This window comes from Micromonospora sp. NPDC093244 (assembly GCF_040683695.1).
In the GTDB taxonomy this organism is placed as follows: Bacteria; Actinomycetota; Actinomycetes; order Mycobacteriales; family Micromonosporaceae; genus Micromonospora.
The window spans coordinates 1,262,784-1,276,841 of the sequence record NZ_JBFBEO010000001.1 but is presented as its reverse complement, the minus strand read 5'-3'; the positions used below and the strand labels follow the sequence as shown (position 1 = coordinate 1,276,841).

At 69.4% G+C, this 14,058-nt stretch carries 16 protein-coding genes; 11 read left to right on the top strand and 5 right to left on the bottom strand.

All coding sequences use genetic code 11. The features are described from left to right. Positions 1 to 447 precede the first annotated feature (447 nt). Genes AB0N27_RS05635 through AB0N27_RS05615 form a run of 5 tightly spaced genes read left to right on the top strand, consistent with a single transcriptional unit; the run spans position 448 to position 2,717 of the window. The gene (locus AB0N27_RS05635; protein ID WP_364363629.1) at positions 448 to 876 is read left to right on the top strand and encodes a YbaB/EbfC family nucleoid-associated protein; all 429 of its coding nucleotides are present in this window, start codon (positions 448 to 450) and stop codon (positions 874 to 876) included. Continuing rightward, the gene (locus AB0N27_RS05630; protein WP_364363626.1) at positions 863 to 1,177 is read left to right on the top strand and encodes a type VII secretion target; all 315 of its coding nucleotides are present in this window, start codon (positions 863 to 865) and stop codon (positions 1,175 to 1,177) included. Before AB0N27_RS05635 ends, AB0N27_RS05630 begins: the two co-directional genes overlap by 14 nt. 3 nt (positions 1,178 to 1,180) lie before the next feature. Next, a complete protein-coding gene (locus AB0N27_RS05625) occupies positions 1,181 to 2,116 on the top strand; it encodes a hypothetical protein (RefSeq protein WP_364363623.1) in 936 nt (311 codons plus the stop codon). Continuing rightward, positions 2,095 to 2,376, top strand: coding sequence for a hypothetical protein (locus AB0N27_RS05620; RefSeq protein ID WP_364363620.1), 282 nt, complete (start codon positions 2,095 to 2,097; stop codon positions 2,374 to 2,376). The genes AB0N27_RS05625 and AB0N27_RS05620 overlap by 22 nt, the downstream gene beginning before the upstream one ends. Further along, positions 2,373 to 2,717: a hypothetical protein gene (locus AB0N27_RS05615; protein ID WP_364363617.1), complete on the top strand. Its 345-nt coding sequence runs from the start codon at positions 2,373 to 2,375 to the stop codon at positions 2,715 to 2,717. Before AB0N27_RS05620 ends, AB0N27_RS05615 begins: the two co-directional genes overlap by 4 nt. A 3-nt stretch (positions 2,718 to 2,720) precedes the next feature. Here AB0N27_RS05615 and AB0N27_RS05610 read toward each other — a convergent pair whose 3' ends face one another. The 5 genes from AB0N27_RS05610 to AB0N27_RS05590 all read right to left on the bottom strand — a co-directional run bounded on the left by AB0N27_RS05610 (position 2,721) and on the right by AB0N27_RS05590 (position 7,646). Continuing rightward, positions 2,721 to 3,266 (bottom strand): hypothetical protein, encoded by a 546-nt coding sequence (locus tag AB0N27_RS05610; protein WP_364363614.1) that lies wholly within the window; start codon positions 3,264 to 3,266, stop codon positions 2,721 to 2,723. Between the two features lie 167 nt (positions 3,267 to 3,433). Beyond that, a complete protein-coding gene (locus AB0N27_RS05605) occupies positions 3,434 to 4,453 on the bottom strand; it encodes a LacI family DNA-binding transcriptional regulator (RefSeq protein WP_354828164.1) in 1,020 nt (339 codons plus the stop codon). Positions 4,454 to 4,469: 16 nt separating this feature from the next. Beyond that, the gene (locus AB0N27_RS05600) at positions 4,470 to 5,306 is read right to left on the bottom strand and encodes a carbohydrate ABC transporter permease (protein ID WP_364363611.1); all 837 of its coding nucleotides are present in this window, start codon (positions 5,304 to 5,306) and stop codon (positions 4,470 to 4,472) included. Beyond that, on the bottom strand, positions 5,303 to 6,301 hold the full coding sequence (locus AB0N27_RS05595; protein WP_364363608.1) for a sugar ABC transporter permease: 999 nt from the start codon (positions 6,299 to 6,301) through the stop codon (positions 5,303 to 5,305). The genes AB0N27_RS05600 and AB0N27_RS05595 overlap by 4 nt, the downstream gene beginning before the upstream one ends. A gap of 52 nt (positions 6,302 to 6,353) precedes the next feature. After that, on the bottom strand, positions 6,354 to 7,646 hold the full coding sequence (locus AB0N27_RS05590) for an extracellular solute-binding protein (protein ID WP_364363605.1): 1,293 nt from the start codon (positions 7,644 to 7,646) through the stop codon (positions 6,354 to 6,356). Between the two features lie 251 nt (positions 7,647 to 7,897). Between AB0N27_RS05590 and AB0N27_RS05585 the strand changes: the two genes are divergently transcribed. The 6 genes from AB0N27_RS05585 (at position 7,898) to AB0N27_RS05560 (ending at position 14,054) form a co-directional block, all read left to right on the top strand. Further along, positions 7,898 to 9,523: a glycoside hydrolase family 43 protein gene (locus tag AB0N27_RS05585; RefSeq protein ID WP_364363602.1), complete on the top strand. Its 1,626-nt coding sequence runs from the start codon at positions 7,898 to 7,900 to the stop codon at positions 9,521 to 9,523. Positions 9,524 to 9,748: 225 nt separating this feature from the next. Further along, a complete protein-coding gene (locus AB0N27_RS05580) occupies positions 9,749 to 10,957 on the top strand; it encodes a chitosanase (protein ID WP_364363599.1) in 1,209 nt (402 codons plus the stop codon). Positions 10,958 to 11,091: 134 nt separating this feature from the next. Then, positions 11,092 to 11,484, top strand: a complete 393-nt coding sequence (locus AB0N27_RS05575) for a MerR family transcriptional regulator (RefSeq protein ID WP_364363596.1) — start codon at positions 11,092 to 11,094, stop codon at positions 11,482 to 11,484. Next, entirely contained in the window at positions 11,454 to 11,801 is a 348-nt protein-coding gene (gene trxA, locus AB0N27_RS05570; protein WP_364363593.1) for a thioredoxin, read from the top strand. Before AB0N27_RS05575 ends, trxA begins: the two co-directional genes overlap by 31 nt. A 252-nt stretch (positions 11,802 to 12,053) precedes the next feature. Beyond that, a complete protein-coding gene (locus tag AB0N27_RS05565) occupies positions 12,054 to 13,304 on the top strand; it encodes a DUF222 domain-containing protein (RefSeq protein ID WP_364363590.1) in 1,251 nt (416 codons plus the stop codon). Positions 13,305 to 13,424: 120 nt separating this feature from the next. Next, the gene (locus AB0N27_RS05560) at positions 13,425 to 14,054 is read left to right on the top strand and encodes a hypothetical protein (protein ID WP_364363587.1); all 630 of its coding nucleotides are present in this window, start codon (positions 13,425 to 13,427) and stop codon (positions 14,052 to 14,054) included. Positions 14,055 to 14,058 lie beyond the last annotated feature (4 nt).

Genomic DNA, 14,058 nt, shown 5'->3' with positions numbered 1-14,058 from the left:
GCCCAGTGGACGGCGTCGGCCCGCGCGTGGCCTGTAATCGACGGCCAAGAATGTCACGGCCGGATCGGGGACCTCAAGGGGTGCACCCCACTCCGGTCCGAGCAGCCACCACACCGGCTGCTGGCACCGAACTCGGCGTCGTCACGCCGCGGCGGTTCCCGCTGCTCGGGCCCGGACTCCGAGCAGCGGGACAGCCATGCGGCCGGCACCGAGACGTCGTCGTACGACGTACCCCAATTGGTGCGCTGCCCCTGGGTGACTGCCCGTCAGGGTGGGCCGACGTGGGATGCGACATCGACGACCGTCCGTCACGTTAGCGCTAACAGCATACGTCTGTCGATAGACGATGATAAGTATTTATGCATCTGCGGGGAGTCGACGGACCGCCCCCGGCTGGGGACACCACGCAGCGCCACCGGTTGGTAACGTGACGACGATTGTGCGGTGATGGTCGCCGATGTCCGGGGGGTCGACGTGTGGGCCGATGATGCCGCTTTGGACGCGGCGGACCGCCGCCTCGACGAATGGGAGACGTCCCTGGCCGAGCGGGCCGCCCGCGCGCGAGCCCTCTCCACCCGACTGCGGCCGATCACCGGCACCGCCACCAGCGCCGACGGCGCCGTCGAGGTGACAGTCGACTCGAACGGCCTGCTGACCGACCTGCGCCTCGACGAACGGATCCGCCAGCAGCCCGCCACCCGCACCGCCCGGCAGATCACCGTAACCACCCGCGCCGCCAACGCCGACCTCCTCAAGCGGGTCGACGACGCGACAGTCGAAACCCTCGGCGCCGACGACCCGACCGGGCAGGCCGTCATCGACTCCTACCGGCGGCGGATGGACCCCAGCGAGGACGAGCCGGATGCCCGGCGCTGACGGCATCCACGTCGACCCGGACGACCTCACCGCGCACGCCCGTCACACCGACCGCCTCGCCGACCGTGTCGACACCGCCCGTCGAGCTGGCCAGCATGTCCAGTTGGATGCCGACGCGTACGGGCAGCTCTGCGCGATCATGCCCATTCTCCTGGACGGTCTTCAGCGCACCCTGGTCGCCGGCATCGGCGTGGCAGCCGAGTCCGCGCGCGACACCTCCGACCGACTCCGCGTCAGCGCGGACCGTTACCGGGCATCCGACGCCCGCGCCGAACAACGCCTGCGCCGCCCACGGAGCTGACCGGTGACGGTCAACCCGCTCATCGGCACGGCCGCCGACACCGGTCCCAACCCCTGGGCCGGCATCTGGATCTGCGAGGACATCGACCTCATCGCCCAGGGCATCCGGACCGGGAGCTGGATCGACGGCACCCTCGGTGTGGTCAGCGCCGGCCTCGACGCCCTCGCCCTCGTGTCCGACCCGGTCGGCGCGCTCCTGCAGTACGGGATCGCCTGGCTCATCGAGCACGTCAAACCGCTAAGTGAAGCCCTCGACTGGCTCGCCGGCAACCCGGCGGAGATCACCGCCCACGCCCAGACCTGGCGCCGGGTCGCAGCCTCGCTACGCGACGACGCCGCCGGGCTGGCCGCCGCCGTCCGCACCGACGTGGCGGCCTGGGGCGGAACCGCCGGCCCCGCCTACCGCACCTGGGCTGGAGAGCAGCAACAGGCCATCATCGGGCTCGCCCGGGGCGCCGACACCCTGGCCGCGATCACCGAAGGCGCCGCCGGCCTCGTCGCTGCCGTCCGGCTCCTCGTCCGCGACGCCATCGCCACCTGCGTCTCCCGCCTCATCGTGTACGCCGGCGAACTCGTCGCCACCGGCGGACTCGCCGCACCGCTCGTCGCCGAACAGGTCACGACACTTGTGGCGTCCTGGGGCGCACGGATCGCACGGCTGCTCCGCGGACTGCTGACCAGCCTCCGCCGACTCATTCCGATGATCCGCCAACTCGGTGGACTCATCGAGAACTCCACCAGCTCCTCCGACGGCTCCGGAGGGACGAGCCGCCACCGGGCCGGCACAGCCCCGGACCTGATCCGCGTCGCGAGACACCCGACGCCCCTCCGAGGATGGAGCAGCAACGGATTCATGACCTCGGAATGGATCCGGCGACTGGGAAGTTCCGGCCCGGCGAGGCAGAGACAGCTGCCCGGTTGGAACAGGAACTGGGCGTGAGGCTGACTCGCGCTCCGGTGGAGTCGTCGGCGGACTGGGTCGACGAGGCTGCGCGGACCTACGATGCGGTGGGCAACTTTCCGGCACAGTTCTTTGACCGCCAATGGCCCCAACTGCAGTATCAGATCGTGCGGCACCTGGAAAAGGCGGACCTGGTGCCGGTGGACGTTTCGACGTTCACGCCGGCGCAGGTAGCGCAGCTCGAACAGTTCATCACGGACCGAGGCCTCGGTCCTCGAGTGTTCATCGTGGGGAAATGATGGCTGGCCTCATCGTGCTCAAACCCGGCGTCGACTGGACCGCGACGGGCGGGTTGTTCGACTGGACGCTGGAGTTTCTGATCTCCCGTCTCTCGGACAGGCAGGCCGTCGACCACCTACAGGAGATCGTCGACAACAATCTTGGTTCGCTCTGGCTCGACGATCTGCCCGCCGCGGTACAGCGGGAGATCGTCAGGCTGTGGCGCGAGGGCTTGGTCGAGGCCGGCGAAGCGCAACTCCCCGAGACCGAACAGAAGGCCGACGTTATCCGCCACCTTCAGGAGTTGGTGGACGCGACCTACGCGGCCGAGTCGTCAGACCCGAGTGACCCTGGGAAGTGAAGTTCACTGACGGCTCGCCCTCCGGCACCGAGTCGTGACGGCGTCCTGTATCCAGATCCGCCGCCAGCCGGTATCCGGCTGCTCCGCCCCCTGCACCTGCGTGGAGCCCGACTGCGGCGAGTCGGGGCCAGCGGGGTCACCGCCCGTTCCGTGGTTCCGTCGGCGGGCCAGCACGGCGGCCACGATCTGCGCAGCCCACACCACGCCGACCAGCACCAGGACCGCCACCGGAAGGAATCGCCCCGAACCGTTCACGACATCAGTGGTGAGCACCAGCCCGTACACCAGACACCCTGCCCACACTCCGACCGAGCAGACGGCGTACCACAGCGTGATGTCGGCGCTGGTCCGCATCCGGCCGATGTGCTTGCCCACGGCGGGAGGCACCGCCAGCAGCAGGCCGAGAGGCGCGCTCAGCAGGACGAAGGCCCCGAAGAGCAGACCCCCACCGGCGGCGATGCTCAGACCGATGAGCAGGACCGGAATGACGGTCGGCGCATACCACTGCACCCGATACACGGCCCGCCGGAATCCCGACTCCACAGCCACCTCTGCTCGCTCTCAGGGGTGCGCCCCGAGCCATGCTCCGCGCCTCAGGGCCATGAAAATCGACACAGTCTAATGGCCATACCACCGCCCGTCTCGCCTCGACCGACGCTGACGGCTGATCGACCGATCAGCGAATTGACGACGCGCTGCGCGACGGCTGACGCGCGTCACGACCGGGGTGGCGCGGCGCTGTCGCGTTCGACGAGTTCGGTGGCGAGTTCGACGCGGGGGCTCTCGACCCGCTCTCCCCCGGCGAGCCGCAGGACCGTCCGCGCGGCCATCATGCCCATCTCGGCGAGGGGCTGGCGGACAGTGGTCAGCGGGGGCGAGCACCAGCGGACCTCGGGCAGGTCGTCGAAGCCGACGACGCTTATGTCGTCGGGCACCCGCAGGCCGCGTTTGCGTACCGCCTCGTAGACGCCCAGTGCCATCTGGTCGCTGGCGGCGAAGATGGCGGTGGGCGGGTCGGGCAGTGCCAGTAGCTGCGTACCGGCGGTGTAGCCGGCCTCGTGGTAGAAGTTGCCGGGTCGGATGAGGGCGTCGTCGACGGCGATGCCGGCGGCGCCGAGGGCTGCCCGGTAGCCGTCCAGTCGGGCCCTGCTGCACGTCAGGTGCGGCGGCCCGGCGATGAACCCGATGCGGCGGTGGCCGAGCCCGATCAGGTACTGGTTGGCGCTGAGGCTGCCCGCCCAGTTGGTGGCGCCGATGGTCGGCGACTCCTGCGGGTCGACGCCGGCGGGGTCGATGATGACCACCGGGAGGTGCAGCCGGCGCAGCTCGGCCTGCAGTGGCGGGTTGACCATCGAGGTCACGAAGATGACGCCCTCGGTGGATCGGGTACGCATGTTGTCGAGCCACTGCTTGGCAGAGGAGATTCGCCAGTGGATGGCCGAGACCACCGTACCGACGCCGCTGCTGCGGGCGACGTCCTCCACGCCACGGATGATCTCCACGGCCCACGGACTGTCGAGGTCGTTGAAGACCAGGTCGATGAGCGCGGCGTCGTCGCGCCGAGCCGGTGACCGCCGGCGGTAGCCGTGGTGGTTGAGCAGGGCCTCGACGCGTTCCCGGGTGTCGGGGGCGACGTCGGAGCGCCCGTTGATGACCCGGGAGACCGTGGGCACCGAAACACCGGCCAGCCGCGCGATCATGGCGATGGTGACATTTCGGCCGTTGTCGGAGCCCACGGTCCGCCCTTCGTTCTCAGCCCTTGACGCTGCCGGTCAGGCCGCCGATGAGTTGGCGTTCGGCCACGGCGTAGAAGCCCAGCGCCGGGAGCATGGACAGCACGACGTAGGCGAGCACCCGTGCGGTGTCGTCGGCGTACTGACCCTGGAACGCCTGGACCCCGACGGGCAGGGTCCACCAGCTCTGATCACTGAAGACGACCAGCGGGAGCATGAAGTTGTTCCAGCTGGTCACGATGGCCAACACCGAGACGGTGGCCAGCGCGGGGCGGGCCATCGGCAGCAGGACCCGCCAGAAGAAGCCGAAGGAGCCGCAGCCGTCGAGGACGGCGGCCTCCTCGACCTCGGCGGGGATGGTACGGAAGAACTGCCGCAGGATGATGATGGTGATCGGCAGCCCGAAGGCGGCCTGGGGCAGGATGACGCCGAGCGGGTTGTCGAGCAGCCCCATGCCGCGCAGCAGGACGAACAGCGGCAGGATGGCCACCGCGAACGGGAACATCAGACCGATCGCGAACAGGGTGACCAGGAACTCGCGGCCCCGGAAGGCGTAGCGAGCGAAGACGAAGGCGGCCATCGCCGCCGCGCCGACGACGATGAAGGTGCTGGTCACGGCGATGAGCAGGCTGTTGCCGAGTTGCCGCCAGAACACCCCGTTGCCCAGGATCTCGAAGTAGTTCGGTACCCACGGGTCGGGCCAGCCCAGCGGGTTGGTGGACAACTGGCCGTTGTCCTTGAAGCCGCCGAGCACGCCGAAGTACACCGGAACGACGATGAGCACGCCGACGGCGATGCAGACGAGGTGCAGCACGACGCTGCGGGTCCGCTGGGCGCGACTCGCCGTGGCGGTCATCGCTGGCCTCCCTGGGTGGTGATCGCGCCCGCCGTGTCACGACGCAGGACGATGCGTTGGTAGAACAGGGCGAAGACGAGGCTCAGCAGGAACATCACGATGCTGATGGCGCTCGCATAACCGACCTCGAAGCGACGGAAGCCGAACTGGTACATCGTGACGGCCAGCGTCTCCGAGGAGTGGATCGGCCCACCACCGGTGAGCACCCACACCATGTCGAACAGTTGGATGGTGCCGATGACCGACAGGAAGATGCTGATGCGGATCGTCGGGCCGAGCAGGGGCAGGGTGACGTGTCGGAACGCCTGCCAGCCGGTGGCACCGTCGGTGACCGCCGCCTCGTGCAGTTCCTTCGGGATGCCCTGCCGGGCCGCCAGGAAGAGCATCATGTAGAGGCCGAAGTACTTCCAGGACACCACCAGGAAGACGGCGTAGAGCACGGTGTCCGGGTCGGCGAAGACGGTGCCCGCGTCGGCGCCCAGCCACTGGGCGACGCCCTCGCCCAGCCCTCGGTTCGGTGAGAACACCAGGGTGAACAGGACGGCCGTGGTGACCTCGGAGAGCACGTACGGGGCGAAGAAGATCAGCCGATAGACGGCCCGCCCGCGAAGCGGCTGATTGAGGAGCATGGCCAGGGCCAGCGCAGCAGGCAGCTGCACGACCAGGGACAGCACCACCAGAATCAGGCCACGCCACAGGTCGCCGCGGAACGTCGGGTCGCCGAAGGCACGGGTGTAGTTGTCCCACCCGATGAAGTTCTCCGGCAGGCCGAAGCCGTTCCACTTGAAGAAGCTGGCGTAGGCGGCCACCACGATGGGGGCGAGGACCAACAGCACGAACAGCGCCAGGGCAGGCGCCAGGAACACGGCGAGGACGCCGCCCCGGCCCGGCCGGGGCTGGCGGCCACGCTTGCGCGCGGTGCCCGGCCCCGGTGCCGGCGGATCGGTCGCCGTGTCGCCGCGCCTCAGGTCGGACACGGTCGATGGCCTGGTCATTCCTGCTCCACTCGGGTTCTACGGCCGGCTACGGACGGGTGACGGGTCACGATCAGGCGGTCTTTGCCACCTGCGTGATGTCCTTGACGATCGCCGCCGGGGACTTCTTGCCGGCGATGATCTCCGCGACGCTGTCGTTGATCTGCTGCCCGAGCGCGGGCGCGTACGCCTGGTCGAGGTAGAGCTGGAAGCCGGTGTTCTTGGACAGGGCCTCCGCGACGGCCTTGTTGTTGGGGTCGCTGATCGCGGAGGTGGCGTCCTTCACCGTGGGCAGCACCGCGCCGGTCTGCGCGGAGCGCTTCTGGTTCTCGACGCTGAGCAGGAACTTCAGGAAGTCGATGGTGGCGGCCGGCGCGTCCTTGCCGACGGCGAAGCCGTTGCCACCGCCGAAGACCTCGGTCGCCGCGCCCTTGCCGCCGTCCACGGAGGGGAACGGGAAGAAGCCGAGTTTGTCGCCGAGGCCCTTCTTGCTGGTGGAGCTGGACGCCTGCACCGCCGGCGCCCATTGCCCCATCAGCTCCATGCCGGCCTTGCCGTTGCCCATGGTGGCGGCCTGACCGTCGGGCGAGCCGAACTCCGCGCCGAGGAAGCCCTTCTGGAACGGCTGCAGGTCGACGAGCTCCTTGAGCCGCTCACCGGCGGCGACGAGGTCGGGGGTGTCGAAGTTCTTGCTGTCCACGGCCTTCTGCAACGCGTCGACACCGCCGATGCGCATCGCGAGGTAGGACCAGTAGAAGTGGGCCGGCCACTTGTCCTTGCCGGCCAGGGCGACCGGGGTGATGCCGGCGGCCTTGAGCTTGCGGACCGCGTCGAGCACACCGGTCCAGGTGGTGGGGGTCTCGGTGATGCCGGCGCGGGCGAAGAGCTCCTTGTTGTACCAGAACCCGACCATGCCGATGTCGAACGGAATGCCGTAGATCTTGCCGTCGATCGTGTACGGCTGCATGGCGGCGGGCAGGATCCCGGCGACCAGGTCCTTCACGTCGTCGGTGAGGTCCTTGACCAGGCCTGCGTCCACCTGCTGCTTGAGCACGCCGCCGCCCCAGGACTGGAACAGGTCCGGCGGGTCGCCGGCCTGCGTGGCGGTGGTGAGCTTGGCCTTGAAGGCCTCGTTCTCCAGCGGCTGGATGGTGAACGTGACGTTGCTGTGCGCGGTCTTGTACTCGTTGGCCATCGCCGCCCAGACCGGCAGCATCGGTTCGGTGTTCTGGATGTGCCACCAGTTGATGGTCTGCGGAGCGTTGGGGTCGGCCGACTCTCCATCACTGCACGCGCTGAGCAGGTAGGCGCCGGCGCCGGCGCCGGCGAGGCCGAGCAGCGTTCGGCGGGAAAGGTGCGCTGTCATGATCCATCCCTTCGGGGACTCACGGGTTGCTCGGAACGCCGGCCGAGCCGGCAAGGGTTCGAACCTGGATCTCCGGAACTTTCATTGCTTCGCCGGTATTACCGATCGATGGCGGGGACGCTACGAGCAGTTTCCCCACCGGTCAAGACCCTCTGTCCTATCGCGCGAAGACCGGCTAGCGTAGGCAGGACTTCCAGTCATCCTGGACCGCAAGTTTCCGGAAGTTTTCAGAGTCACCTAGAGGAGCCTTCGTGTCGACCGACACCGCTGACGTGGCGACCGCTGCCCGGTCGATCCGCAATCCCGTCCTCGCCGGGTTCCACCCGGATCCGTCGATCCTGCGCGTCGGCGACGACTTCTACCTGGCCACCTCGACCTTCGAGTGGTATCCGGGGGTACGGATCCACCACTCGCGTGACCTCGTCAACTGGCGTCCCCTCGGCGGTGTCATCACCGACCGCCGCCTGCTCGACCTGCGGGGCTGCGGCGACTCCAACGGGGTGTGGGCGCCCGACCTGACGTACCACGACGGCGAGTTCCACCTCGTCTACAGCGACGTGGCGAGCTTCGCCAGTGGCTACTGGGACCCGCAGAACTTCCTGGTCACCGCACCGGACATCGCCGGCCCCTGGTCGGATCCGGTGAAACTGCACGGCCGCGGTTTCGACGCCGCGCTGTTCCACGACGACGACGGCACCACCTGGCTGTTGAGCATGAGCGCGGACTGGCGACCCGGGCGGGACCGCTTCGGCGGCATCGAGATCCAGCAGTACGACAGGGCCACCCGCACACTCGTCGGGAGGCCCCGCATTCTCTTCACCGGCACTCCGGTCGGGGTGACCGAGGGGCCGCACCTGTACCGCCACGACGGCTGGTACTGGCTGATCACCGCCGAGGGCGGCACGAGCTGGGAGCACCAGGTGACCGTGGCGCGCTCGCGCGACCTGTTCGGGCCGTACGAGGTGGATCCGGACGGGCCACTGCTCACCTCTGTGGGCCGGCCGGATCTGCGGTTGCAGAAGGCGGGGCACGGCAGCCTGGTCCGTACGCAGGACGGCGAGTGGTATCTGGCGCACCTGGTCGGCCGCCCCTACTCCCCGCTGGGCAGTTGCGTGCTGGGCAGGGAGACCGCCATCCAGCGGGTCGACTGGCCGGCCGGCGGTTGGCCCCGGGTGCCGGGCGGGGTACCCGCCGACGAGGTGGCCGCACCCGACCTGCCCACCCACCCGTGGCCGGCGGAACCGGCCACCGACCACTTCGACGATGCCGAGCTGGGGCACTGCTGGTCGACGTTGCGCCGGCCGGCCACCCCGGACTGGGTGGACCTGCGGGCGCGTCCGTCACACCTGCGTATCCATGGTGGACAGTCGCCGGTCGGCAGGCAGGCGCCCAGTCTTGTCGCGCGGCGCGTCGGCGCCACCCAATGTTCGCTGGAGACCGTCGTCGAGTTCGACCCGGTCGACCACCGCCAGCTCGCCGGGGTCACCGCCTACTACAACACCCTCAACTGGCACCACCTCTACCTGACCCGGGCGGACGACGGGCGCACCGTGCTGGAGCTGCTCAGCTCCGACAACGGACGGCGCACCCCGTACCCCGAACTGACTGTCGACGCGAGCGGCGTCACCCGGGTCGGCCTGCGGGCGGTGTTCGACGGGCCTGTGGTGCGTTTCGACTACGACCTCGGTGCCGGTTGGCAGCGGTTGCCCGTCGACCTGGACGCGACGATCCTGTCCGACGAGCACGCCGCGTTGATCATCGACGGTGAGCCCGCGGCGTGGGGCTTCACCGGGGCGTTCCTCGGCCTCTGGGTGCAGGACCTCGGCGGCGACGGCGTGTACGCCGACTTCGACCTGGCCACCTACCGGGAGCAGTGACAAGCGCGTCGCCCCCGCCTGACCTGGGCGGGGACGACGCGCGCCGGGTCATCAACTGACTGAACAGGGCCCGTCACGCCTCGCGGTCATCGATTGACGAGGAATCGACGCACTGGTATCTGTTAATACAGTTTCCTGATGCTCGCGGTAGCCCGCCGGGGCCGGACCGCCGCGCCGGGCCACCGACCGGCCGGCGGCACGCCGCCCCTTCCCCGAGGAACACCCATGGTTCACAAGAGAACGGCCGCCTACGCCGTCGGCGCCCTGCTGCTCGCGGTCGCGGGGCTCGGCTACGGCCTGCCGTCGGCCAGCGCCGCAACCGCCGGCCCGATCACCGGCCTCGGCGGCAAGTGTGTCGACGTCGCGGCCGCCAACCCGGCCAACGGCACGCCGGTCCAGCTCTACGACTGCAACGGCAGCGCGGCCCAGACGTGGACCGTCGGCAACTCCGACGCCTCGATCCGAGCACTCGGCAAATGCCTCGACGTCACCGCCGCGTCGACCGCGAACGGCGCCAAGGTGCAGCTGTACGACTGCAACAACACAGGTGCGCAGAAGTGGACCGCCAGCAACGGCGCGCTCGTCAACTCCGGCTCCGGAAAGTGCCTCGACGTCACCGACCGCAGCACCGCGAACGGCGCCCGCCTGCAGATCTGGACCTGCGGCGGCACCACCAACCAACAGTGGACCCTGCCCGGCGGCACCCCCACCACTCCCCCGCCCACCACGCCGACCGGCGCCAACCTCGACGACCCCGCGAAGAAGGACGTCGCCATGCAGCTCGTCTCGGCTGCGGAGAACTCCTCGCTCGACTGGCGGGCGCAGTTCTCCTACATCGAGGACATCGGCGACGGGCGCGGCTACACCGCCGGCATCATCGGCTTCTGCTCCGGCACCGGCGACATGCTCGAACTCGTCGAGGCGTACACCCGCACCAAGCCGGGCAACGTGCTGGCCGGCTACCTGCCGGCGCTGCGCGCCGTCAACGGCACGCCGTCGCACTCCGGCCTCGACCCGAACTTCCCCCGGGACTGGCGGACGGCGGCCAACGACCAGGTGTTCCAGGCCGCCCAGGAGGCCGAGCGGGACCGGGTCTACTTCAACCCGTCGGTACGCGACGGCAAGAACGACCAGGTCCGGGCGCTCGGCCAGTTCGCCTACTACGACGCGGCAGTCATGCACGGGTACGAGGGCATGCGCCAGATCCGCAACCGTGCCCTGGCCCGGGCCAAGCCGCCGGCCCAGGGTGGCGACGAGCGGACCTGGCTCAACGCGTTCCTCGACGAGCGGGTCGTCGAGATGAAGAAGGAGGAGGCCCACTCGGACACCTCCCGCGTCGACACGGCCCAGCGGGTGTTCCTCAACAACGGCAACTTCACCCTGAACACGCCGCTGGTGTTCGCCGTCTACGGCGAGCAGTTCCGCATCGGCTAGACCCCTCGCGCAGACGCTCAGGGCGCCGCCCAGCGGCGCCCTGAGTCGTGCCCGGGGAACCCCGGGTACGACCCTTGCCTTGACGCTGACGACAAGGTTTAGCCTGGTCGCGACGGGCTGGTCGAGGAGGTCTGATGCTGATCGGTGAGCTGGCGGAACGGGCTGGCACGAGCACCCGGACCCTGCGCTACTACGAGGCCCACGGACTGGTGTGCCCGCGGCGCTCGGCCAACGGCTACCGCGTGTACGACGAGGCGGAGCTGCGGGTCGTCCGGGAGATCCGGGCGCTGCTCGACGTCGGTTTCGGCCTCGACGACGTCCGTCCGTTCGTCGCCTGCCTACGAGCGGGCAACACGTCCGGCGACGTCTGTCCGGATTCGGTGCAGGTGCTGCGGCGCAAGCTCGCCGAGGTCGACGACTACCTCGATCGACTCACGGCGGTCCGTCAGCGGTTGCACACCCAACTCAGCCACGCCATCGCGCACCGGGAGGAAACATGCCCCAGGAAACGACAGTCGGGTCCCTGATCACCGTCACCGACGACACGTTCGCCGAGCTGGTGCTGGCCAGCGACCGGCCCGTGGTGGTGGACTTCTGGGCCGAGTGGTGCCCGCCCTGCAAGATGATCGAGAAGAGCCTCGTCGAGCTGGCCGGGGAGTTCGGCGACCGGATGATGATCGCCAAGCTCAACTCCGACGACAATCCGCAGACCACGCGCCGCTACGGCGTCATGTCCCTGCCGACGCTTCTGGTGTTCCGCGGGGGCGAGGTCGTCGGCTCGGTCGTCGGGTCCCGGCCGAAGCTGCACCTGCGGCAGAGCCTGACCATGCACGCCGGCCTGTGACAGCCGCCGCCGCTCGTCTTCTGCCCCTGCTGTTGAGCGGTGCGACGATGGTCGTCACGGTGGCGGCACGGATCCTCCCCGGGCGAGTGGCGGAGACGACTGCCGGTGGCGCCGACGTCGGCGTCGTGATGTGCGGGTGAACTGACCCGGTCGTCGCCTGGGAGGAGTCCAGCGCCGACGAGTCTCCGGTGACCAGCCGGCACATCGATCATGATGACCGACATTGTCGTACACCTGTTCTAGTCTCGGGTCATGGTTGAGGAGTTGGCGCAGGCAGACGATGCGATCTCTGCCTGCGTCGACGCCCCCGCGTGGCCGCTCCCGGACCATGACCTGATCGCGGCGCTCGACGCCGCGCACCGCCTTCAGCAACGACTCGCCGCCGTCACCCTCACCCTGATCCGTGAGGTCGACGGCCGCGGCACCGCCCGCACCCAAGGAGCCTCCTCCACCGCGGTGTGGCTCCGCGAACGACTGCGGCTGACCGTTCCCGCCGCCCGCCGCCTGATCGACCTCGCCGCCGCTTTGGACACCGGCAACCCCGGCATCCGACAAGCGCTGGCCGATGGCGCCGTCAGCCTGGACCAGGCCCGGGTCATCGTCGACACCATCGACACCATGAGCGCGTCGGCCGACACCGAGACCGCCGACAATGCAGTCGCTGTGCTCGTCGGCTGGGCCGCCCAGTTCGACCCCACCCACTTGCGCAAACTCGGCACCCGCATCCTCGACCACGTCGCCCCCGACATTGCCGACGCCACCGCCGAAGCCGCCCTCGACGCCGAGGCACGCCGCGCTGCCCGCGACCGGCACCTGACCCTGTCCGAGCAAACCGATGGCCGACTTCGACTCACCGGCACCCTCGACCCCGAAACCGCCGGCCTGCTGCGCGCCGCCATCGACCCACTGACCGCCCCATCCGGAGCCGACGACAGCCGCTCCCCCGGGCAACGACGCCACGACGCCCTCGCCGACGTGTGCCGACTCGCTCTCCGAACCGGCGAGCTGCCCGACGGCGGTGGCGATGCCGCTCAGATCGTCATCACCACCAACTACGACGCGCTGACCCGGCAGCTGTCCGCCGGCACCCTCGACCTCGGCCTCCGACTCACCGCGGAGACGGTGCGCCGACTTGCCTGCGACGCCACAATCCTGCCCACCGTGCTCGGCGGCGCCGGTCAGGTCCTCGACGTCGGTCGACAACGCCGCCTCATCACCGGCCCCCTGCGCCGAGCGCTCGTGCTACGCGACCGCGGCTGCGCCTTCCCCGGCTGCGACCGTCCGCCCCGCTGGTGCGACGCCCACCACATCCACCATTGGGCCGATGGCGGCCCCACCAACCTCCACAACGCCGTCCTGCTCTGCGGCCACCACCACCGCCACCTGCACCACAGCGACTGGACCGTGCGACTTGGTGACGACAACCACCCCGAGTTCATCCCGCCAGCCTGGCTCGACCCCGACCAACTTCCCCGCCGCAACCACTACCACCGACGAACGTAGGCACGGCCAGCGGAGAGAGTGCTCGGTCACGCTGGCGGGGTCCACGCGATTCGCGCCTGTGCCGACGGCGATATCTTTCGCGCGACACTCACCACGGGGACGGAACTCATGATGCGCACGATGCCGACTGGCTCAGCGATCGTCGGCACGCTGACGTCGACGATCCTGCTGTTCGCGACCGGGTGTTCGGGGCAGTCCGACACTCCCCCGGCGGCAGCGGCTACGCAGTTGTCGCCTCCCGCCGCGGCGATGCGCATCGACAAGCCAGCCAAGCTCCTGGGGACCTGGCCCGAGTCCGTGGATCGGGTCATCCGCGGCCAGGCTGAGCAGACCATGGGCAAGTTCACGAAGCTGCTCGCCGCCGGGCCCACAAGCGCGACGGGCACCGCCTACGTCCGGGCCGAAGAGGTGTACTCCGGAGAGCGTGGTCTGCACATCCCCGGCGATGACCAGCGGGTCATCCAGATCAGCGCGGTGTCCGGCACGATCACCGACCCGACCGCGACACTGGACAAGGTCTTCGCCGGGCTGCCGAAGGTCACCGACGTGGGGTCGGTCGCGCCGGGCCCGCTGGGTGGGGTGGCCGGCTGCGGCACCGGTCAGGCCGGGACGGGCATCCCGGTCGACGTCTGCGTGTGGAGTGATCAGCACACGATCGGCATGGTGACCTTCGTGAACTTCACAAAGGCCGACGACCCGCGAGGTGTGTTCGGTCAGATCCGCACCGAGCTGGAGCACCCCGCGCGGTGACTTG